We start from the raw sequence: 20,382 nt of genomic DNA on the forward strand, positions 1-20,382 counted from the left end.
CTGAGTTGTCATTTCCGGGCCCATCGCGGGACGACCCAGAACGACAAAGGCCACCCGAAGGTGGCCTCTGTGCGCGTGGGGGGTATAGCGTGTTACTTACTTCTTGGCTTCCCAGCCAGTCAGCTCGGCCAGGGCCTTGCCGATGTCAGCCAGGGAACGCACGGTCTTCACGCCAGCGTCCTGCAGTGCAGCGAATTTCTCGTCTGCAGTGCCTTTGCCGCCGGAGATGATGGCGCCAGCGTGGCCCATACGCTTGCCCGCAGGTGCGGTAACGCCAGCGATGTAGGAAACGACAGGCTTGGTGACGTTGGCCTTGATGTAGGCAGCAGCTTCTTCTTCAGCCGAACCGCCGATCTCACCGATCATGACGATCGCTTCGGTCTTCGGGTCTTCCTGGAACAGCTTCAGGATGTCGATGAAGTTGGAGCCTGGGATCGGGTCACCGCCGATGCCGACGCAGGTCGACTGGCCGAAGCCGGCGTCGGTGGTCTGCTTGACCGCTTCGTAGGTCAGGGTGCCGGAACGGGAAACGATACCGACCTTGCCTGGCAAGTGAATGTGACCTGGCATGATGCCGATCTTGCACTCGCCCGGAGTGATGACGCCTGGGCAGTTAGGGCCGATCAGGGTGACACCCAGCTCGTCGCACTTGACCTTGGCGTCCAGCATGTCGAGGGTAGGAATACCTTCGGTGATGCAGACGATCAGCTTGATGCCGCCAAAGGCCGCTTCCAGGATCGAGTCTTTGCAGAACGGAGCCGGAACGTAGATGACCGAAGCGTCAGCGCCGGTTGCTTCCACAGCTTCCTTGACGGTGTTGAACACCGGCAGGCCCAGGTGGGTGGTGCCACCCTTGCCTGGGGTGACGCCGCCGACCATCTTGGTGCCGTAGGCGATGGCTTGTTCGGAGTGGAAAGTACCCTGCGAGCCGGTGAAGCCCTGGCAGATGACTTTGGTGTCTTTATTGATCAGGACGCTCATTACTTGCCCTCCGCAGCTTTGACAACTTGTTGAGCAGCGTCGGTCAGGCTGGTTGCCGCAATGATGTTCAAACCGCTTTCTGCCAGTACTTTAGCGCCCAGTTCGGCGTTGTTGCCTTCGAGGCGGACAACGACCGGTACTTTCACGCCGACTTCTTTCACTGCACCGATGATGCCTTCGGCAATCATGTCGCAACGAACGATACCACCGAAGATGTTGACCAGAACGGCCGCGACATTGCTGTCGGACAGGATGATCTTGAACGCTTCGGTAACGCGTTCCTTGGTAGCGCCGCCGCCAACGTCGAGGAAGTTGGCTGGCTTGCCGCCGTGCAGGTTGACGATGTCCATGGTACCCATGGCCAGACCGGCACCGTTGACCATGCAGCCGATGTTGCCTTCCAGCGCTACGTAGTTCAGTTCGAACTTGGCAGCGTGGGCCTCACGGGCGTCGTCCTGGGACGGGTCGTGGAAGGTCTTCAGCTTAGGCTGACGGTACATGGCGTTGGCATCGATGTTGATCTTGGCATCGAGGCAGTGCAGGTCGCCGTCGGCCTTGATCACCAGCGGGTTCACTTCCAGCAGGGCCAGGTCGTGATCCTTGAACAGCTTGGCCAGACCTACGAAGATCTTGGCGAACTGTTGTACTTGCTTGCCTTCCAGGCCCAGCTGGAATGCCAGCTCGCGACCCTGGAACGGCTGAGCGCCGACCAGCGGGTCGATGGTAGCCTTGAGGATCTTCTCAGGAGTTTCGTGAGCGACTTTCTCGATGTCCACGCCACCTTCGGTGGAAGCCATGAACACGATACGACGGCTCGAACGATCCACTACAGCGCCCAAGTACAGCTCTTTGGCGATGTCAGTGCAGGATTCGACCAGGATCTTGGAGACTGGCTGACCGTTGGCGTCAGTCTGGTAGGTAACCAGATTCTTGCCCAACCACTGCGCAGCGAACGCCTTGGCGTCTTCCTTGCTGCGAACCAGCTTGACGCCGCCCGCTTTACCGCGACCACCAGCGTGGACCTGGGCTTTGACAACCCACTCGGAACCGCCGATCTTGTCGCAGGCTTCTGCGGCTTGCTCAGGGGTATCTACAGCGAAACCCTTGGAAACTGGCAGGCCGTACTCAGCGAACAGCTGTTTACCCTGATACTCGTGAAGATTCATGCTTTTTACCGTCTTCGTTAGGTACTGCGCTTCGGCGCTGCGCTGTTTCCAGAGCCGCGCCACCTGTGACCGTTAACCCCGGATTTTTCCGGTGGCCCGGTCCGGCGGACATTCCGCGGTGGATCTTGCACGCAAGACCCACGACGGGCAGCCCGCCGTGGTTTTTATAATTAACGCTTCTTACGGTTGGCCACGTGAATGGCACCGCCATTCACAGCCAGCGCTGCTTCATGCAACGCTTCGGACAGGGTCGGATGGCTGAAGACCATCATGCCCAGGTCCTCGGCACTGGTGCCGAATTCCATTGCGATCGCGCCTTGCTGAACCAGCTCGGCAGCCGATGGGCCGATCACGTGAACACCCAGGACGCGGTCGGTCTTGGCATCGGCGATGACCTTGACGAAGCCACCGGTGTCGTTGGCAGCCATCGCACGGCCGCTGGCCGCGAACGGGAAGGTGCCCACGTTAACCTCAACGCCTTCGGCTTTCAATGCTTGTTCGGTCTTGCCGACCCACGCGATTTCCGGGTGGGTGTAGATAACCGAAGGGATCAGGTCGTAGTTCATCTGAGCCTTGTGGCCCTTGATGCGCTCGACGACCATGATGCCCTCTTCCGAGGCCTTGTGTGCCAGCATCATGCCGCGAACCACGTCGCCGATGGCGTAGACGCCCGGCACGCTGGTGGCGCAGTAGTCGTCGACGAAGATGTAGCCACGCTCGTCGATGTTCACACCGCTGTCGGCAGCCAGCAGATCAGTGGTCACAGGACGACGGCCGACCGCAACGATCAGCTTGTCGAAGACGATCTTCTGCTCGCCTTCGGCGTTGGTGTAGGTGACTTCGACTTCGTCGCCGTTGACTTTGGAGCCAGTGACGCGCGCGCCCAGCTTGATGTCCAGGCCTTGCTTGGTCAGGGTCTTCTGAGCTTCTTTCGAGACGGCGGTGTCGGCAGCCATCAGGAAGGTGTCCAGCGCTTCCAGCACGGTCACTTCAGCACCCAGGCGGGCCCAGACCGAGCCCAGCTCCAGGCCGATGACGCCAGCGCCGATCACGCCCAGGCGCTTGGGTACCGATTGGAATTCCAGAGCGCCGGTGGAGTCGACGATGACATTCTGGTCGACCGGAGCCGGCGGAATGTCGATCGGACGCGAGCCGGAGGCCAGGATCACGTTCTCGGCTTCGATGACTTCGGTAGTGCCGTCAGCCTTGGTGACTTCGACTTTCTTGCCAGCCAGCAGCTTGCCGTGGCCCTGGATCGAAGTAACGCCGTTGGCCTTGAACAGGGTGGCAACGCCACCGGTCAGGTTCTTGACGATACCAGCCTTGCGGCCAACCATCGCGGCGACGTCCATCTTCACTTCGCCAGTGGAGATGCCGTGGACGTTAAAGCTTTCTTTTGCTTCCTTGTATTTCCAGGAGCTGTCCAGCAGCGCCTTGGAAGGAATGCAACCTACGTTCAGGCAGGTGCCGCCCAGGGCCAGCTTGCCCTCGGCGTCGGTGTACTTCTCGATACAGGCAGTCTTCAGACCAAGTTGGGCAGCCTTGATGGCAGCAACATAGCCGCCAGGACCCGCACCAATCACCACTACGTCGAATTTCTGGGTCATAAAAGATTCCTTATCAGCTTCAAGCTACAAGCCGCACGCGGCAAGGCGACCTGCTCCGGTCGGGAGCCTGTCGCCTGCAGCGTGCAGCTGCGTGATTAGATGTCCAGCAGCAGACGGGACGGATCTTCCAGCAGGTTCTTGATGGTCACCAGGAAGGTTACCGCTTCCTTGCCGTCGATCAGGCGGTGGTCATAGGACAGCGCCAGGTACATCATCGGGCGAATGACCACTTGGCCATTGATCGCCATCGGACGCTGGATGATGTTGTGCATACCCAGGATCGCGGCCTGCGGCGGGTTGACGATCGGGGTCGACATCATCGAGCCGAAGGTACCACCGTTGGTGATGGTGAAGGTACCGCCGGTCATCTCTTCGATCGACAGCTTGCCGTCACGGGCCTTCTTGCCGAAGGTGGCGATGCCGTTCTCGATCTCGGCCAGCGACATCGACTCGGCATTGCGCAGCACCGGTACCACCAGGCCACGGTCGCTGGAGACGGCAACGCCGACGTCCGCGTAGCCATGGTAGACGATGTCGTTGCCATCGATCGAAGCGTTGACTGCCGGGAAGCGCTTCAGCGCCTCGGTGGCGGCCTTGACGAAGAACGACATGAAGCCCAGGCGTACGCCGTTGTGGGTCTTCTCGAACAGGTCCTTGTACTTCGAACGCAGGGCCATGACTTCGGTCATGTCGACTTCGTTGAAGGTGGTCAGCATGGCCATGCTCGACTGGGCTTCGACCAGACGCTCGGCGATCTTGGCGCGCAGGCGGGTCATCGGCACGCGCTTCTCGGTGCGATCGCCAGCAGCGACGACAACCGGAGCAGCGGCAGCAGCAGCCGGCTTGGCAGCAGGTGCGGCAGGGGCCGACTTCTTGTTGGCGACTGCAGCCACCACGTCTTCCTTGGTGATGCGACCGCCTTTACCGGTACCGGAAACGGTCGCCAGGTCGATGCCGTTCTCTTCGGCCAGCTTGCGCGCGGCAGGGGCGGCAACCGGGTCGTCTTCGCCAGCGTCGGCGCCAGCAGCGGCCGGAGCGGCAGCAGGAGCAGCGGCGGCGGCAGGAGCTGCAGCAGCAGTGCCACCTTCAACGATCGAACCCAGGACTTCGTCGGACAGGACGGTGTCGCCCTCGCCCTTGACGATGTCGCCCAGCACGCCATCGGCGGTGGCCAGGACTTCCAGGACGACCTTGTCGGTCTCGATGTCGACGATCAGCTCGTCACGCTTGACGGCTTCGCCCGGCTTCTTGTGCCAGGTGGCAACGGTGCCATCGGCAACCGATTCCGGGAAGGTTGGGGCTTTGATCTCGATAGCCATTATCAGTGTTTCCTTAAATTCGGTTTCAGGTGCGCGAAGGCATTAGACAGTGAACGCGTCTTGCAGCAGCTTTTCCTGCTGTTCGGCGTGCTTCGATGCGTAACCACAGGCTGGCGCGGCAGAAGCGTCGCGACCGGCGTACTCCAGGACCAGCGCCTTGTTGTGGCGGCCCAGGATACGGCGCATGTGATGCTGGCTGCTGTACCAGGCACCCTGGTTCATCGGCTCTTCCTGACACCACACTGCATGCTTGAGGTTGGTGTAAGGCGCCAGGATCTCGACCAGGTCGTCCTCAGGGAACGGATACAGCTGCTCGATACGCACGATGGCGATGTCTTCGCGGCCTTCGGCACGACGTTTTTCCAGCAGGTCGTAGTAGACCTTGCCGCTGCACAGCACCAGGCGCTCGACCTTGGCCGGATCGATGGCATCGATTTCCGGGATCACGGTCTGGAACGAGCCTTCTGCCAGATCTTCCAGCGTCGAGATGGCCAGCTTGTGGCGCAGCAGCGACTTTGGCGTCAGCACGATCAGCGGCTTGCGCAGCGGACGGATGACCTGACGACGCAGCAGGTGGTAGATCTGCGCCGGCGTGGTCGGTACGCACACCTGAATGTTGTGCTCGGCGCACAGCTGCAGGTAGCGCTCCAGACGCGCCGAGGAGTGCTCGGGACCCTGGCCTTCGTAGCCGTGTGGCAGCAGCATGGTCAGGCCGCACAGACGACCCCACTTGTGCTCGCCGCTGGTGATGAACTGGTCGATCACCACCTGCGCACCGTTGGCGAAGTCACCGAACTGAGCTTCCCAGATCACCAGTGCGTTCGGCGTGGTGGTGGAGTAGCCGTATTCGAAGGCCAGTACAGCTTCTTCCGAGAGGTAGGAGTCGTACAGTTCGAACTTCGGCTGGCCCGGGAACAGGTTCTTCAGCGGAACGTAGGTGCTGGCGTCCTTCTGGTTGTGCAGCACCGCGTGACGGTGCGAGAAGGTGCCACGGCCGATGTCCTGGCCGGTCATGCGGATCGGGTGACCTTCGAACTGCAGAGTGGCGTAGGCCATGGTCTCTGCGTAACCCCAGTTGATCGGCAAGCCACCGGCCTGCATCTTCTGGCGATCTTCGTAGATCTTGGCGACCTGGCGCTGGACGACGAAACCTTCCGGCAGCTCGAGCAGCTTGGCCGACAGCTCCTGCAAGGTCTTGAGGTCGAAGCGCGTGTCGTGACGCGCGGTCCAGGCATGGCCCAGGTACGGACGCCAGTCGACGAACAGCTCGCGGTTCGGTTCCTTGACCAGGCTCTTGACCACGTGCAGGCCATTGTCCAGCGCGTTGCGGTACTCGTCGATCTTGGCCTGAGCGCGCTCGGCGTCGATACGACCGGCTTGAATCAGCGCGTCGGCGTACAACTCACGGGTGGTGCGCTGCTTGGTGATCTGCTGGTACATCAGCGGCTGGGTGCCGTTCGGCTCGTCGGCCTCGTTGTGGCCGCGACGACGGTAGCAGACCAGGTCGATCACCACGTCACGCTTGAACTGCATGCGGTAGTCGATGGCCAGTTGCGTCACGAACAGCACAGCTTCCGGATCGTCGCCGTTCACGTGCAGGATCGGCGCCTGGATCATCTTCGCCACGTCGGTGGCGTACTCGGTGGAGCGCGCGTCCAGCGGGTTGCTGATGGTGAAACCGACCTGGTTGTTGATCACGATGTGCACGGTACCGCCGGTCTTGAAACCGCGGGTCTGCGACATCTGGAAGGTTTCCATGACCACGCCCTGGCCTGCGAAGGCCGCGTCGCCGTGGATCGAGATCGGCAGGACCTTGTCGCCGACAGTGTCGTTGCGGCGGTCCTGGCGGGCACGAACCGAACCCTCTACCACTGGCGAGACGATTTCCAGGTGGGACGGGTTGAACGCCATTGCCAGGTGGACTTCACCACCGGCGGTCATGACGTTGCTGGAGAAGCCCTGGTGATATTTCACGTCACCGGAGCCCAGCTCGTTCATCTTCTTGCCTTCGAACTCGTCGAACAGCTCGCGCGGGTTCTTGCCGAAGGTGTTGACGAGCACGTTCAGACGGCCACGGTGGGCCATGCCGATCACGACTTCCTTGGTGCCGTAGGAGCCGGAACGCTGAATCATTTCGTCCAGCATCGGAATCAGGCTTTCGCCGCCTTCCAGACCGAAGCGCTTGGTACCCGGGTACTTGGTGCCCAGGTATTTCTCCAGGCCTTCACCCGCGGTAACGCGCTCGAGCAGGTGAGTCTGCACGTCAACGGAGAAATCAGGACGGCCACGAACGCTTTCGAGGCGCTGCTGGAACCAGCTGCGTTGCTCGGAATCGACGATGTGGGTGAACTCGGCGCCAATGGTGCGACAATATGTCTTCTGCAGCGCCTCGAAGATTTCGCGTAGGCTCGCTTCCTCTTTGCCGATGAACAGGTCGCCGGCACGGAAGGTCGTATCAAGGTCGGCATTGGTCAAGCCGTAGTGATTGATCGACAGGTCTACAGGCGCAGGGCGCTGCCACAACCCCAACGGGTCGAGCTTGGCAGCCTGATGGCCGCGCATACGATAGGCCTGGATCAGTCGCAGCACTTCAACCTGCTTCTTCTCGTGTTCACTGCTCACGCTCCCGGCGGAAACCGGTTGGGCGCGGCGCTGGTTCTTTGCCAGCAGTACGAAATGGTCGCGGATCGTAGAGTGCGATACGTCGGTAGCGGTGCTGCCGTCGGCGGGCAACTTCTGGAAGTAGGTGCGCCACTCTTCTGGCACAGCGTTAGGGTCGTGCAGGTAGAGCTCGTAGAGCTCTTCCACATATGCAGCGTTACCACCTGAAAGGTGGGCGCTTTCCCACATGCGCTGCATCACGCTTTCTTGCATGCTTGGTCACCCTCGGTTAGGGGACGGATCGGCAAGAACCACGCAAACCTGGAAAAGTCCGAACACAGCGACTAACCACGCCACCTGGATCCTGCAGATTTTCCGGGTACCAGCCCGGAAGCCCCTGCTGGTCTCATATCTTCATAGGTAATGAGCGCGGGCTTTTTGGGCCCTTGCTCGGGTTTTACCTCGGCGCGGGCTCACCACCCGCGCTTCGGCTTACTGCTGGTGCAACATTTTTGAATCAGGTGCCGCTCTGCAGCAGCATGTTACGTACGTGGCCGATCGCCTTGGTCGGGTTCAGACCCTTCGGGCAGACGTTCACGCAGTTCATGATCCCGCGGCAGCGGAACACGCTGAACGGGTCATCCAGCGACGCCAGACGCTCTTGCGTCTTGGTGTCACGGCTGTCGGCCAGGAAACGATAGGCCTGCAGCAACGCGGCGGGACCCAGGAACTTGTCCGGGTTCCACCAGAACGATGGGCAGGAGGTCGAGCAGCAAGCGCACAGGATGCACTCGTACAGACCGTCCAGCTTGTCGCGATCTTCCGGCGACTGCAGACGCTCGATGGCCGGAGCCGGAGTGTCGTTCTGCAGGAATGGCTTCACCTTCTCGTACTGCTTGTAGAAGATGCTCATATCGACGACCAGGTCACGAATGACCGGCAAGCCTGGCAGCGGACGCAGGACCAGCTTGTTGCCCTTGACCACACCCGACAGCGGGGTGATGCAGGCCAGGCCGTTCTTGCCGTTCATGTTCATGCCATCGGAACCGCAAACGCCTTCACGGCAGGAGCGACGGTACGAGAAGCCCTCGTCCTTCTCCTTGATCAGCGCCAGCACGTCCAGCACCATCAGGTCCTTGCCACCGGTATCGACGTCGAACGACTCCATCTTGGGCGCCGAGTCGGTGTCCGGGTTGTAACGATAAACTTCGACTTTCAACATAGCGGCCACCCTTAGTAAGTCCGGACTTTTGGTTCGAAGGCAGGAACTGTCTTCGGCGCAAAGTTGACGCCACGCTTGGCGACGCGCTTCTCACCCGGGTAGTACAGGGTGTGGCACAGCCAGTTCTCGTCGTCACGGTCTTCGAAGTCTTCACGGGCGTGCGCGCCGCGGGACTCTTTACGGGCTTCGGCTGCGATGGCGGTCGCTTCGGCAACTTCCAGCAGGTTCTGCAGCTCCAGCGCTTCGATACGCGCGGTGTTGAAGGCCTGGGACTTGTCGTTGATCTTGACGTTGGCAATGCGGTCACGCAGGCCGGCCAACTGCTCGATACCCTTCTGCATGTATTCGCCAGTACGGAATACACCGAAGTAGTTCTGCATGCAGCTCTGCAGCTCGCGCTTGAGGCTTGCGACATCTTCGCCAGTGGTGCGCTCGTTGAGCTTGTTCAGGCGGTTCAGGGCAACGTCGACATCGGTGTCGCTCGCGTCGCGGTACTCGACGCCGTCGCTCAGTGCCTTTTCCAGGTGCAGGCCGGCAGCGCGACCGAATACCACCAGGTCGAGCAGCGAGTTGCCGCCCAGGCGGTTGGCACCGTGAACCGATACGCACGCCACTTCACCCACAGCGAACAGGCCTGGGATGATCTGGTCCTTGCCTTCGGCGTCCATGGTGATGGCCTGGCCATGAATGTTGGTGGCAACGCCGCCCATCATGTAGTGGCAGGTCGGCACGACCGGAACCGGCGCGACAACCGGGTCGACGTGGGCGAAGGTCTTGGACAGCTCGCAGATGCCTGGCAGGCGGCTGTGCAGCACTTCCTCGCCCAGGTGGTCCAGCTTCAGCAGTACGTGGTCCTTGTTCGGGCCCACGCCGTTGCCGGCGATGATTTCCTTGACCATGGAACGGGCGACCACGTCGCGGCCAGCCAGGTCCTTCGCGTTCGGCGCGTAACGCTCCATAAAGCGCTCGCCGTGGGCGTTGATCAGGTAGCCACCCTCACCGCGGCAACCTTCGGTGACCAGTACACCGGCGCCGGCGATACCGGTCGGGTGGAACTGCCACATCTCGATGTCCTGCACCGGCACGCCTGCACGCAGGGCCATGCCGATACCGTCGCCGGTGTTGATCAGGGCGTTGGTGGTGGAGGCGTAGATACGACCTGCACCGCCGGTGGCCAGAACGGTGGCCTTGGACTTGATGTACATGGTTTCGCCGGTTTCGATGCAGATCGCGATCACACCGACGAACGCGCCGTCCTGGTTCTTGACCAGGTCAACGGCGTAGTACTCGTTGAGGAAGGTGGTGCCCGCCTTCAGGTTGCCCTGATAGAGGGTGTGCAGCAGGGCGTGACCGGTACGGTCGGACGCGGCGCAAGTACGCGCAGCCTGGCCGCCCTTGCCGAAGTCCTTGGACTGGCCACCGAACGGACGCTGGTAGATACGGCCGGTTTCGGTACGCGAGAACGGCAGGCCCATGTGGTCCAGCTCGAAAACCGCAGCCGGGCCTTCCTGACACATGTATTCGATAGCGTCCTGGTCACCGATGTAGTCGGAACCCTTGACGGTATCGTACATGTGCCAGCGCCAGTCGTCGTTCGGGTCGGCCGAAGCGATGGCGCAGGTGATGCCGCCCTGGGCGGATACAGTGTGCGAACGGGTCGGGAACACCTTGGTGACTACTGCGGTCTTGTGGCCGCCTTGAGCCAGCTGCAGTGCTGCGCGCATGCCCGCACCGCCGCCACCGATGATGATGGCGTCGAACGAAATGGTTGGAATGTTAGCCATGAATCAGATACCCCAGAGAATCTGCACACCCCAGACGAAGTAAGCGAACATCGCAACGCCGCATACCGCCTGGAACAGGAAACGAATCGCAGTCGCCGACTTGCCGAACGACATCGGCGTCAGGTAGTCGGTGGCAATGGTCCACATGCCGACCCAGGCGTGAGCGCCCAGGGCAACGAGTGCCAGCAGACTGAAGATCCGCATCGCGTTGTTGGAGAACAGAGCGTGCCACTGGGCATAGTCGATGCCCGGGTGGATCGCGAGGTAGCCGATCAGGAAGATGAAGTAAGCCGCGAGAACGACCGCCGAGACGCGCTGCGCCATCCAGTCATAGAGGCCCGAACGCGACAGGTTCGTGACATTAGTTACCATACCCAAACTCCCGCCAGAACGATCAGCACCACGGAGATGACGATCACGATTTTCGAGCCCAGCTTGCCGCCTTCCAGCGTCTCACCGACACCCATGTCCATGATCAGGTGGCGAACACCTGCGACGAGGTGATACAGCAGGCCGGACAGCAGGCCCCAGGTCACCAGTTTGGCCAGCGGACTGGTCAGACACGCCTTCACCTCGGCAAAGCCTTCCTCGGAACCCAGCGACTTGCTCAATGCGTACAGCATGATGGCAAGGCCGAGGAACAGGATGACGCCGGAAATACGGTGAAGAATGGACGTGTACGCGGTGATCGGGAGTTTGATGGTCCTTAGGTCTAGGTTTACAGGTCGTTGGCTTTTCACGGCTTTTTTCACACTGAAGAGCCCCTAGCGAACAGGGCAAAGTTGTTGGTAAGTGTACTGGTCAGGTACCCACCACCGAAGAGAACACGACACCCAGCAGGGCGGGCTGGAAAGCCCCTGGGAGTCGGCTGCCGAGTATAGACAGTTAGGCTGCTTATGACAACGTAAGGGGCTAGCCCGAATAGCGCATTGCCTTTAGCGAACAAAAGGCGTAAACGGGCGGCAATTTCGTGAAAATCATGGGCTTGGAGGGTGTTTCAACCAGCCTTTAGGCAAATTGACATTCGAATTTATCCCTCTATAGTGGTGCGGGCCCTGCGTGGGGGGTCTGTCTGATGATTTCAAGCATTAATAGGAGGCCACATGGCTGACAAAAAAGCGCAGTTGGTCATCGAGGGCGCAGCCCCCGTAGAGCTGCCCATTTTAACCGGCACCGTTGGTCCCGATGTTATCGACGTCCGCGGGTTGGGGGCATCCGGTCACTTCACCTTCGACCCCGGTTTCATGGCGACCGCCTCGTGCGAGTCGAAGATCACCTACATCGACGGCGACAAGGGCGTGCTGCTGCACCGCGGCTACCCGATCGAACAGCTCGCCGAGCAATCGGACTACCTGGAAACCTGCTACCTGCTGCTCAACGGCGAATTGCCGAACGCAGAGCAGAAGGCCCAGTTCGTCAGCACCGTGAAGAACCACACCATGGTCCACGAGCAGCTGAAGTCCTTCTTCAACGGTTTCCGCCGCGACGCCCACCCGATGGCCGTCATGTGCGGCGTGGTCGGCGCCCTCTCGGCGTTCTATCACGACTCGCTGGACATCAATAACCCGCAGCACCGCGAAATCTCCGCCGTGCGCCTGGTCGCGAAGATGCCGACGCTTGCAGCGATGGTGTACAAGTACTCCATGGGCCAACCCATGATGTACCCGCGCAACGACCTGTCGTACGCGGAAAACTTCCTGCACATGATGTTCAACACCCCGTGCGAGATCAAACCGATCAGCCCGGTGCTGGCCAAGGCGATGGACCGGATCTTCATCCTCCACGCCGACCACGAGCAGAATGCCTCCACCTCCACCGTGCGCCTGGCCGGCTCCTCGGGTGCCAACCCGTTCGCCTGTATCGCCGCCGGTATCGCCGCACTGTGGGGCCCTGCCCACGGCGGTGCGAACGAAGCGGTCCTGACCATGCTCGATGAAATCGGCGATGTCTCGAACATCGACAAGTTCATCGCCAAGGCCAAGGACAAGAACGATCCGTTCAAACTGATGGGCTTCGGTCACCGCGTCTACAAGAACCGCGACCCGCGCGCCACCGTGATGAAGCAGACCTGCGACGAAGTCCTGCGCGAGCTGGGCATCAAGGACGATCCGCAGCTGGAACTGGCGATGCGCCTGGAAGAGATCGCCCTGACCGATCCGTACTTCATCGAGCGCTCGCTGTACCCGAACGTCGACTTCTACTCGGGGATCATCCTCAAGGCGATCGGCATTCCAACCAGCATGTTCACCGTGATCTTCGCCCTGGCACGTACCGTGGGCTGGATCTCGCACTGGAAGGAAATGCTCTCCGGCCCGTACAAGATTGGCCGTCCGCGCCAGCTGTACACCGGCGAGCCGCAGCGCGACATCACCGCACTGAAAGACCGCAAGTAAGCCGCCCAGGCCGAACGCAAGAAGGCTGCCCTCGGGCAGCCTTTTTCATTGGGCCATTCGACGAAAGAACCTCAGTTCTTCTCGGCCCGCTCACGCAAGCCTTTCAGCGTATTGAACGGCGCATCCACCACGAACTTGTTGGCCAACCACGAAGGCACGCTACCACCTGGCTCGGTGTGCACCTGATAAGTCACCTCGGTGCTGTCGCCCTTGGGCACCAGCTTCCAGAAGCCCTCGACCTGCGCCACGCGCACGAAGCCCTTCTCCTCCGGCAGGTACTTCGGATCGCCCTCGAGCTTGCGGGTCAGGCTACCGTCGGCTTCCTGCACCGTGGTCACGTGCAGGATCGAATCGCGCGGCGTCACCGGCCAGGGCGTATTGAACTGGGTGTAGGTCCAGCTCTGGTCGCCCTCATGCTTGAGCAGCTTTTGCGACTTGCACTCATGCACCCAGGCGCAGGCGCCGGCTACATCCTCCTGCAGCGCCTTGACCTTGGCCAACGGCGCCTTGATGACGGTCACCCCACGGTAGGCCTTGTACTTGGAACCCGACACCTCGCTGAGGGACACCTTGATGCCCTCCTCGTCCCTGGCCACCTGCCAGCTCTCGGCCCAGGCCGCCGGCGCCAGCAAGACACCCATGCCACACAGCAGTACAACGCGCTTGATCGATCTCATCATCTTGTTCCTTTTGTCGAAGATCCAAACGTCACGCCGCCGTCATCTGCTCCAGCCAGCCAATGATCCTGATCGCATCGTCGCGATCACTGCCGCAGACATCCACCTCGGCCTTGAACCCGCCACAGACCTTTGGCCGTTCGGGCTTGCCGAACAAGGCGCAGAGATAGTCCACGGACAGGTGCAGGCAACGCTCGCCCGCCGGCTTGCCCTGAGGCATACCGGGGATCGGCGAACTGATGGACGGGGCAATGCAGCAGGCACCGCAGCCCTCACGGCATTTCATGACAACTGGACTCCCTGGAACTGGACGGGACGGACATCCCTGGATACTAACCGCTCAAACATATGTTTGAAATTACCGAACCGATGAAATCCGCGGTGACTCGGCAGTCAGTTGCGAAATTCGAAATCGATGGCGGCACCCTCGACATCACGGCGACTGTCGTTGCGCAACTGCAACTGCATTTCGTTGCTGATGAGCCGGCCGTTGAGCTGGAACGGGCTGTCATCGGACGCGGGCTTTTCGGGGAACATCGATGGCAGCAGGGGTTTGCGCGTCGACGAGGCATTGCCGACATCCGGCTTGAGGTTCTTCACCATCTCGGTCGGCAGGCTCAGATCGAGCTTGGGATTGGGCAGTGGCTTGCTCGCCGCCTTGCTGACCGGCTTGCTCTTCGGCTTTGGCTTAGGCTTGCTTGCGGGTTTACTGGCCGTCTTCGCCGGGGTCTTGACCGCCGGTTTGGCGGTCTTGCTCTGGGAGACTTCGCTCTTGGCCTGCACCTGCGCAGCCCGCACCGACGCACCCGGCAACCAGGGCAGCGCAAGACACAGCATCAGGGCAATAGGGCGAAACGCATTCATGGGCATCAAGAGCATGGCATCAAAATGCCTATGCTCCCTGTTCCCTGCCCTTATGACAAGCTACAAAATCGAGACAGCGGACTCTCGACACAATTGTTGGGCCAGCAGCCCCAAGGTCATCACCGCCCGCTCTGCCTCCTTGCTCCAGGGAATCCCGCAATTGAGGCGGATGCAGTGATTGAATTGCTCGGTGTTGCTGAAGATCAGGCCAGGCGCGATGCTGATGCCCTGCTCCAGCGCCCGCACATGCAACTCCTGGGTATTGACCCGCCCCGGCAGGCTGACCCAGAGAATGAACCCACCCGTGGGCCGGGTCATCTGCGTGCCGTCCGGGAAGTGCTGCTGCACCGCCAGCTGATAGGCACTGAGATTTTTGCGGTACTCCTGGCGAATGAAACGCAGGTGGCGGTCGTAGCCGCCATTCTCGAGATAGGCCGCCACACCCATCTGGGTGACACTGCAGGCCGAATGCGTGGTGAAGGTCTGCAGGCGCTGGATCTCGTCCTGGTAGCGCCCAGGAATCATCCAGCCGACCCGAACCCCTGGCGACAGCGTCTTGGAGAAGCTCGAACAGTAAATCACTCGATCCAGCCGGTCGAACGCCTTCAGCGCCTTGGTTCGCCCCTGCTCGAACATCAGCTCGCCATAGATGTCGTCCTCGACGATCTGGATATCGAAGTCTGACGCCAGGCGCAGCAACTGTTTCTGCCGCTCTTCCGGAATGGTCCCACCCAGAGGGTTGCTCAGGCGCGCCGTCAGCACCAGGGCCTTGATCGACCACTGGTTGGCCGCCAGTTGCAGCGCCTCGAGGCTGATGCCGGTGGACGGGTCGCTGGGAATCTCGATCACCTTCAGGCCCAGCAAGTCCGCCAACTGCAGCAGCCCGTAGTAGGTCGGCGACTCGGCGGCGATCAGGTCGCCGGGACGCGTCAACACGCGCAGCGCCATTTGCAGGGCATCGACACAGCCATGGGTGACAATCACCTCGCGCGGGTCGACCAGCACGCCAGCGTCACGCATGCGAATGGCGATCTGCCGGCGCAGCGGCTCGAACCCCGGGCTGAACATGTAGCTGAAGGCACGCGGGCTGTGGAACCGCGTCACCTTGGCGATCTGCTGGTGCAGGGCCCGAACCGGCAGATAGTCCACATGGGGAACAGCAGCGCCAAACGGGAACACGCCATCGCGGCGCGCTTCAGTGAGCACTTGCTGGATGATACTGGCCCGGGTGACCAACCCAGGGCGCTCGACCCGGGCGATATCCGGCGTCTGCGCGGTCAGGGCGGGCGTCTGGTGGACATAGTAGCCAGACTGCGGGCGGGCACGGATCAGCCCCTGATCCTCGAGGTTGGCGTAGGCCTGCAGCACCGTGGCATGACTGACATTGAGCTGGGCGCTCATCTTGCGCACGGAAGGCACGCGCTCGCCTGGCTGGTAGACACCGCGACGGATGTCATCGGCCAGTTGCTGGGCAATGCGCTGGTACAACAGCAGGTTGGTCATGGTGATTCTCGAAGCGCGGACGGGTTCGTTGTTCTTGTACGACTCACAGTCGAGACAGAATACCGTAACAGTTGCAAAGTGTACTGGGACAGTTCCGAGAATAGTTGACATTACACTTGCTTGACAGCGGCGAACAGACGAACCGTCAGCGCGGGTGCCAGGCAGCACCCGAACAGCACTCAGCGCGGCGGCGCGAGCTTGCCCTTCTCATCGGAGAACACGATCTCCACACGGCGGTTCTGCGCCCTGCCCCGCTCCGAGGCGTTGACCTCGACCGGGTACTGATCGCCATACCCCTCGACCTCGATCCGCTTTTCATCGATGCCCAGGTCGACCAGCATGTCCGCCACGGACTGCGCACGGTCACGGGACAGCTTCAGGTTGTCTTCGGACGCCCCGGTGCTGTCGGTGTAGCCCTCGATCCGCACCACGCGGCGCGGGTTGAGCTGCAGGAACTGCACCAGCTTGAGCACCGTGCGACTGGCGGAGTTCTTGAGCTCCGCCTCGCCGGTGTCGAACAGCACGTCCCCCAGCGTCATCACAAGGCCGCGATCGGCCTGCTCCGATGCCAGGGCGGCGATCTGCGATTCGACCCACTTGCCCTGCTGCTGCACGCTGGCCAGCTTCGCCTCACGCAGCGCCAGTTGCAGACGCTGGCGCTCCAGATCGAGCTTGGCCAGGCGCTCCTGGTTCAGTGCCAGATTGGCGTGCTCGCGGGCGATCTCGCTGTAGCGCTGGCTGAGGTAGGCATAGTGACGTACATCGGTGCCGCTGCCGACATAACTGGCCAGACGCTCTGCACGCGCCAGCGACTCACCGGCACGGATCACATCGCGCGGTGCACTGCGCAGCACGTCGGAGTTGTCCTTGACCTTCTGGAACGCAGCCGTGGCATCGTCCAACGCCGACTCGCTGCGCTGGCTCGCGCAACCCTGCAGGCCGACGGCCAACGCCAGCACGACCAGGGCAGCGCCGGGCTTGAATGTACGGCTCATGGCTGCACCTCCAACTGCTTGCGCAGGCGCTTGATACGCGACTCGGTCACCTTCAACTGTTCTTCGCTTTTCTGGGTCAACACCTGAGCCTCGGCCAGGCGTGCATCCAGCTCGGCCTGCTCGGCGCGCATGCGCGCATCACGAAAGTCTTCGCTGACCATGTTGGTCTTGGCTCGGGCGAACTTGTCTTCGGCCAGCTTGAACGCCTCGACCTGCTCGGTCGCGCCGACAGCCTTGGCCTGCTCCAGCGCCTGCTCGGACAGGCGCATCTGCTCATGAGGAGCCGGATCGTTGGCACAACCGGCCAGGGCTGCAACAGCCAGGACCAGGATCAGTGGTTGGATTCTCACGCATTCTTCCTACTGTTTGGGGGCGTCCCCGGTCATCTGCATCTGCGCTTTCCAGCGCTCCACATTCCGCTGCAGCACCGCCTCGGAGGCGCCAGAGATCGGCAATTCTGTCAGCTTTTTCGCCAGTTGCCCACGCAGCCAGGCATCGTTACAGGCCGAATTGTGCGACACCGCCAGGTACAGCCCCGGACGATCCACTGGCAGGCCGCGTGCTACGAGGTCGTTGCTCATGCCCAGGCTCTGGGTCATGGCCATCCCCGAATAGCGCCCCGCCAATACGTAGTCGACCTGCCCCAGCACCAGCTTCTGGAAGGCCTGGGTGAGATTCTGCGCAGGCACCAGCTTGAGCTGGGACTTGGCGAACGCCTCGAACGCCGGGGTCAGCCGGGCCTTCTCCGAAAGGCTGCCCTGATAGCGGGCCAGATCCGCCGGACCGTCGAAATCCAATGCCGAATCATGGCGAGTCCAGACCAGGTATTCGTTGAGCTGCAAGGGGGGATGGATGTAGTCCAGCGCGGTCAACTGACCGACTTGCATCGGCGTGTCCAGCAACAGGTCCATGCGCCCGCTGCGCACTTCCTCCAGCGCCTGCTCGCGGCGCCCGGCATGCAGCACCTCGACCCTCACCCCCAACTCGCCCGCCACCTGGCGCAACAGGTCGACATTGGCACCGATCAGGTGCCGGGGGTCTTGCGGGTCCTGCCAAGAGTACGGCGGTGCATCCGGGCTGCCAGTGGCCACCAGCTTTTCACACTTGCCGGCGGCCATCGCCTGCGAGGATAACAAGGCCACCATGCAGGTCAGCAAGCGACCCGTTCTGCCAAACGCCATTACCTTACTCCTTGCCAGCCATGCAAAAAAAAGCCCGACCCCTGTCACGAGGGTCGGGCTTCTTTATAAGTGAAGCGCTCGGATCAGACTAGCTTTTCCAGCTCCGGCACCGCCTCGAAGAGGTCGGCAACCAGGCCGTAGTCGGCCACCTGGAAGATCGGGGCTTCTTCGTCCTTGTTGATCGCGACGATCACCTTGGAGTCCTTCATGCCCGCCAGGTGCTGGATCGCGCCGGAGATACCGACGGCGATGTACAGCTGCGGTGCGACGATCTTGCCGGTCTGGCCGACCTGCATGTCGTTCGGCACGAAGCCTGCGTCGACCGCAGCGCGCGAAGCGCCGACAGCGGCGCCAAGCTTGTCGGCCAGGGCGTACAGGTGCTTGAAGTTGTCACCGTTGCCCATGCCACGGCCGCCGGAGACGACGATCTTGGCAGCGGTCAGCTCGGGACGATCGGACTTGGCCAGCTCTTCGCCGACAAAGGCCGACTTGCCGGCGTCGTGGGCAGCAGCCACGGCTTCCACCGCAGCCGAACCACCTTCGGCGGCCACGGCGTCGAAGCCGGTGGTACGCACGGTGATGACCTTGACCGCAGCGCTCGATTGCACGGTGGCAATGGCGTTACCGGCATAGATCGGACGCTTGAAGGTGTCGGCGGATTCGACCGAGACGATCTCGGAGATCTGATCGACGTCCAGCAGCGCAGCGACGCGCGGCAGGATGTTCTTGCCGTTGGTGGTGGCCGGGGCCAGCACGTGGCTGTAGCCCTTGGCCAGCTCGACGATCAGTGGCGCGACGTTTTCAGGCAGGGCATGGGCGTAGGCGGCATTGTCAGCGACCAGCACCTTGGCAACGCCAGCGATCTTGGCCGCAGCCTCGGCTACGCCGCCGACGTTCTGGCCTGCGACCAGCACGTGGACGTCGCCACCGATCTTGGCGGCAGCAGCGACAGTGTTCAGGGTGGCCGGGGCTACGGCACCGTTCTCGTGTTCAGCGACAACCAGGATAGTCATTTAGATTACCTTCGCTTCGTTCTTCAGCTTCTCGACCAGTTCGGCCACCGACTTGACCTTGATACCGGCGCTGCGTGCAGCAGGCGCTTCGACTTTGATGGTCTTGGTGGTGGAGGCGGTGGATACGCCCAGCGCATCTGGAGTCACGGTCTCCAGCGGCTTCTTCTTGGCCTTCATGATGTTCGGCAGCGACGCATAGCGCGGCTCGTTCAGACGCAGGTCGGTGGTGACGATCGCCGGCAGATTCAGCGCGACGGTCTGCAGGCCGCCATCGATCTCACGGGTGACGTTCAGCTTGTCGCCAGCCACTTCGACCTTGGAGGCGAAGGTACCCTGGGCGTAGCCGGTCAGCGCAGCCAGCATCTGGCCGGTCTGGTTGTTGTCACTGTCGATGGCCTGCTTGCCGAGGATGACCAGCTGCGGCTGCTCTTTATCGACGATGGCCTTCAGCGCCTTGGCCACGGCCAGGGAATTCAGCTCCTCGCTGGTCTCGACCAGAACGGCACGATCGGCACCCAGTGCCAGGGCGGTACGCAGTTGCTCCTGGGCGGCGGTCGGGCCGACGGCAACGGCGACGATCTCGGTCGCAACGCCCTTCTCTTTCAGGCGTACGGCTTCTTCGACGGCGATTTCGCAGAAGGGGTTCATGGACATCTTGACGTTTGCAAGGTCGACGCCGGAGTTGTCCGCCTTGACGCGAACCTTGACGTTGTAGTCGACCACTCGTTTGACAGCTACAAGAACCTTCATGGATTCCTCGTTACTCTCCGGTGAAAAGAATGTCGCCTGGGGCGTGCCCGGCGAATGCGCGTGGGTACAAGGACACCTCTGAAAACGTTCCGGGTCGAGCGAAATTTGCCATGACCGATCAGTCCTGTGCGGACTGGCGGGGCAAAACCCGCGGGTCATTTCCTGTCGTGGCGTGTAGACTCCACTACAAAAAGGGTTTCGGCCTGTATTCCCTGCTCTACGCCTGGTTTTTAGAGGTGCACCTGCGCCCGACGGTCAGCCTACGGCGAGCGTAAAACCGCTCGTATCTTGACCGTAACACCCAATCCGGTCAATACGGCAAATTG

General features: G+C 61.6%; 19 protein-coding genes. 1 reads left to right on the top strand and 18 read right to left on the bottom strand.

The window, feature by feature from the left end; all coding sequences use genetic code 11:
- Window positions 1-96: 96 nt before the first annotated feature.
- The 9 genes from sucD to sdhC all read right to left on the bottom strand — a co-directional run bounded on the left by sucD (window position 97) and on the right by sdhC (window position 11,432).
- Window positions 97-981 (bottom strand): succinate--CoA ligase subunit alpha, encoded by an 885-nt coding sequence (sucD, locus tag APH44_RS20205; protein ID WP_016393102.1) that lies wholly within the window; start codon window positions 979-981, stop codon window positions 97-99.
- Complete coding sequence (gene sucC / locus APH44_RS20210; protein ID WP_011534748.1) at window positions 981-2,147, bottom strand: ADP-forming succinate--CoA ligase subunit beta; 1,167 nt, start codon at window positions 2,145-2,147, stop codon at window positions 981-983. Before sucC ends, sucD begins: the two co-directional genes overlap by 1 nt.
- 170 nt (window positions 2,148-2,317) lie before the next feature.
- On the bottom strand, window positions 2,318-3,754 hold the full coding sequence (gene lpdA, locus APH44_RS20215; protein WP_054894251.1) for a dihydrolipoyl dehydrogenase: 1,437 nt from the start codon (window positions 3,752-3,754) through the stop codon (window positions 2,318-2,320).
- A 95-nt stretch (window positions 3,755-3,849) separates the two neighbouring features.
- Entirely contained in the window at window positions 3,850-5,073 is a 1,224-nt protein-coding gene (gene odhB, locus APH44_RS20220) for a 2-oxoglutarate dehydrogenase complex dihydrolipoyllysine-residue succinyltransferase (protein WP_054894252.1), read from the bottom strand.
- A gap of 42 nt (window positions 5,074-5,115) precedes the next feature.
- A complete protein-coding gene (locus APH44_RS20225) occupies window positions 5,116-7,947 on the bottom strand; it encodes a 2-oxoglutarate dehydrogenase E1 component (protein WP_054894253.1) in 2,832 nt (943 codons plus the stop codon).
- A gap of 244 nt (window positions 7,948-8,191) precedes the next feature.
- Window positions 8,192-8,896 carry a succinate dehydrogenase iron-sulfur subunit gene (locus tag APH44_RS20230; RefSeq protein ID WP_012315348.1) on the bottom strand — a complete coding sequence of 235 codons (705 nt, stop codon included), beginning with the start codon at window positions 8,894-8,896 and terminating at the stop codon, window positions 8,192-8,194.
- Between the two features lie 11 nt (window positions 8,897-8,907).
- Window positions 8,908-10,680 (bottom strand): succinate dehydrogenase flavoprotein subunit, encoded by a 1,773-nt coding sequence (gene sdhA / locus APH44_RS20235; protein ID WP_054894254.1) that lies wholly within the window; start codon window positions 10,678-10,680, stop codon window positions 8,908-8,910.
- 3 nt (window positions 10,681-10,683) lie between these two features.
- Window positions 10,684-11,052 (bottom strand): succinate dehydrogenase, hydrophobic membrane anchor protein, encoded by a 369-nt coding sequence (sdhD, locus tag APH44_RS20240; protein ID WP_054894255.1) that lies wholly within the window; start codon window positions 11,050-11,052, stop codon window positions 10,684-10,686.
- On the bottom strand, window positions 11,046-11,432 hold the full coding sequence (gene sdhC / locus APH44_RS20245; RefSeq protein ID WP_177339348.1) for a succinate dehydrogenase, cytochrome b556 subunit: 387 nt from the start codon (window positions 11,430-11,432) through the stop codon (window positions 11,046-11,048). The genes sdhD and sdhC overlap by 7 nt, the downstream gene beginning before the upstream one ends.
- Window positions 11,433-11,783: 351 nt before the next feature.
- Between sdhC and gltA the strand changes: the two genes are divergently transcribed.
- The gene (gene gltA, locus APH44_RS20250; RefSeq protein ID WP_054894257.1) at window positions 11,784-13,073 is read left to right on the top strand and encodes a citrate synthase; all 1,290 of its coding nucleotides are present in this window, start codon (window positions 11,784-11,786) and stop codon (window positions 13,071-13,073) included.
- A gap of 71 nt (window positions 13,074-13,144) precedes the next feature.
- Here gltA and APH44_RS20255 read toward each other — a convergent pair whose 3' ends face one another.
- From APH44_RS20255 to APH44_RS20295, 9 genes are all read right to left on the bottom strand, one after another.
- Entirely contained in the window at window positions 13,145-13,753 is a 609-nt protein-coding gene (locus APH44_RS20255; protein ID WP_371105607.1) for an START domain-containing protein, read from the bottom strand.
- A gap of 28 nt (window positions 13,754-13,781) precedes the next feature.
- Entirely contained in the window at window positions 13,782-14,036 is a 255-nt protein-coding gene (locus APH44_RS20260; RefSeq protein WP_054894259.1) for a YkgJ family cysteine cluster protein, read from the bottom strand.
- A gap of 107 nt (window positions 14,037-14,143) precedes the next feature.
- The gene (locus tag APH44_RS20265; protein WP_054894260.1) at window positions 14,144-14,614 is read right to left on the bottom strand and encodes a hypothetical protein; all 471 of its coding nucleotides are present in this window, start codon (window positions 14,612-14,614) and stop codon (window positions 14,144-14,146) included.
- A gap of 60 nt (window positions 14,615-14,674) precedes the next feature.
- Entirely contained in the window at window positions 14,675-16,117 is a 1,443-nt protein-coding gene (locus APH44_RS20270; RefSeq protein ID WP_054894261.1) for a PLP-dependent aminotransferase family protein, read from the bottom strand.
- A 179-nt stretch (window positions 16,118-16,296) separates the two neighbouring features.
- Window positions 16,297-17,112, bottom strand: a complete 816-nt coding sequence (locus APH44_RS20275; protein ID WP_054894262.1) for an OmpA family protein — start codon at window positions 17,110-17,112, stop codon at window positions 16,297-16,299.
- Window positions 17,109-17,462 carry a DUF4398 domain-containing protein gene (locus APH44_RS20280; RefSeq protein WP_054894263.1) on the bottom strand — a complete coding sequence of 118 codons (354 nt, stop codon included), beginning with the start codon at window positions 17,460-17,462 and terminating at the stop codon, window positions 17,109-17,111. The genes APH44_RS20275 and APH44_RS20280 overlap by 4 nt, the downstream gene beginning before the upstream one ends.
- A 9-nt stretch (window positions 17,463-17,471) precedes the next feature.
- On the bottom strand, window positions 17,472-18,293 hold the full coding sequence (locus APH44_RS20285; protein ID WP_054894264.1) for an ABC transporter substrate-binding protein: 822 nt from the start codon (window positions 18,291-18,293) through the stop codon (window positions 17,472-17,474).
- Window positions 18,294-18,376: 83 nt separating this feature from the next.
- Window positions 18,377-19,306, bottom strand: a complete 930-nt coding sequence (locus tag APH44_RS20290; RefSeq protein WP_054894265.1) for an electron transfer flavoprotein subunit alpha/FixB family protein — start codon at window positions 19,304-19,306, stop codon at window positions 18,377-18,379.
- Window positions 19,307-20,056 (bottom strand): electron transfer flavoprotein subunit beta/FixA family protein, encoded by a 750-nt coding sequence (locus APH44_RS20295; protein WP_054894266.1) that lies wholly within the window; start codon window positions 20,054-20,056, stop codon window positions 19,307-19,309.
- Window positions 20,057-20,382: the final 326 nt, after the last annotated feature.

The sequence above is a fragment of the Pseudomonas sp. NBRC 111143 genome (assembly GCF_001320965.1).
Classification (GTDB): domain Bacteria; phylum Pseudomonadota; class Gammaproteobacteria; order Pseudomonadales; family Pseudomonadaceae; genus Aquipseudomonas; species Aquipseudomonas machongensis.

Bases quoted from the DNA above. Each gene is read 5' to 3' on its own strand.
- sucD (WP_016393102.1), bottom strand. From the start codon at position 981: ATGAGCGTCCTGATCAATAAAGACACCAAAGTCATCTGCCAGGGCTTC.
- sucC (WP_011534748.1), bottom strand. From the start codon at position 2,147: ATGAATCTTCACGAGTATCAGGGTAAACAGCTGTTCGCTGAGTACGGC.
- lpdA (WP_054894251.1), bottom strand. From the start codon at position 3,754: ATGACCCAGAAATTCGACGTAGTGGTGATTGGTGCGGGTCCTGGCGGC.
- odhB (WP_054894252.1), bottom strand. From the start codon at position 5,073: ATGGCTATCGAGATCAAAGCCCCAACCTTCCCGGAATCGGTTGCCGAT.
- APH44_RS20225 (WP_054894253.1), bottom strand. From the start codon at position 7,947: ATGCAAGAAAGCGTGATGCAGCGCATGTGGGAAAGCGCCCACCTTTCA.
- APH44_RS20230 (WP_012315348.1), bottom strand. From the start codon at position 8,896: ATGTTGAAAGTCGAAGTTTATCGTTACAACCCGGACACCGACTCGGCG.
- sdhA (WP_054894254.1), bottom strand. From the start codon at position 10,680: ATGGCTAACATTCCAACCATTTCGTTCGACGCCATCATCATCGGTGGC.
- sdhD (WP_054894255.1), bottom strand. From the start codon at position 11,052: ATGGTAACTAATGTCACGAACCTGTCGCGTTCGGGCCTCTATGACTGG.
- gltA (WP_054894257.1), top strand. From the start codon at position 11,784: ATGGCTGACAAAAAAGCGCAGTTGGTCATCGAGGGCGCAGCCCCCGTA.
- APH44_RS20255 (WP_371105607.1), bottom strand. From the start codon at position 13,753: ATGATGAGATCGATCAAGCGCGTTGTACTGCTGTGTGGCATGGGTGTC.
- APH44_RS20260 (WP_054894259.1), bottom strand. From the start codon at position 14,036: ATGAAATGCCGTGAGGGCTGCGGTGCCTGCTGCATTGCCCCGTCCATC.
- APH44_RS20265 (WP_054894260.1), bottom strand. From the start codon at position 14,614: ATGAATGCGTTTCGCCCTATTGCCCTGATGCTGTGTCTTGCGCTGCCC.
- APH44_RS20270 (WP_054894261.1), bottom strand. From the start codon at position 16,117: ATGACCAACCTGCTGTTGTACCAGCGCATTGCCCAGCAACTGGCCGAT.
- APH44_RS20275 (WP_054894262.1), bottom strand. From the start codon at position 17,112: ATGAGCCGTACATTCAAGCCCGGCGCTGCCCTGGTCGTGCTGGCGTTG.
- APH44_RS20285 (WP_054894264.1), bottom strand. From the start codon at position 18,293: ATGGCGTTTGGCAGAACGGGTCGCTTGCTGACCTGCATGGTGGCCTTG.
- APH44_RS20290 (WP_054894265.1), bottom strand. From the start codon at position 19,306: ATGACTATCCTGGTTGTCGCTGAACACGAGAACGGTGCCGTAGCCCCG.
- APH44_RS20295 (WP_054894266.1), bottom strand. From the start codon at position 20,056: ATGAAGGTTCTTGTAGCTGTCAAACGAGTGGTCGACTACAACGTCAAG.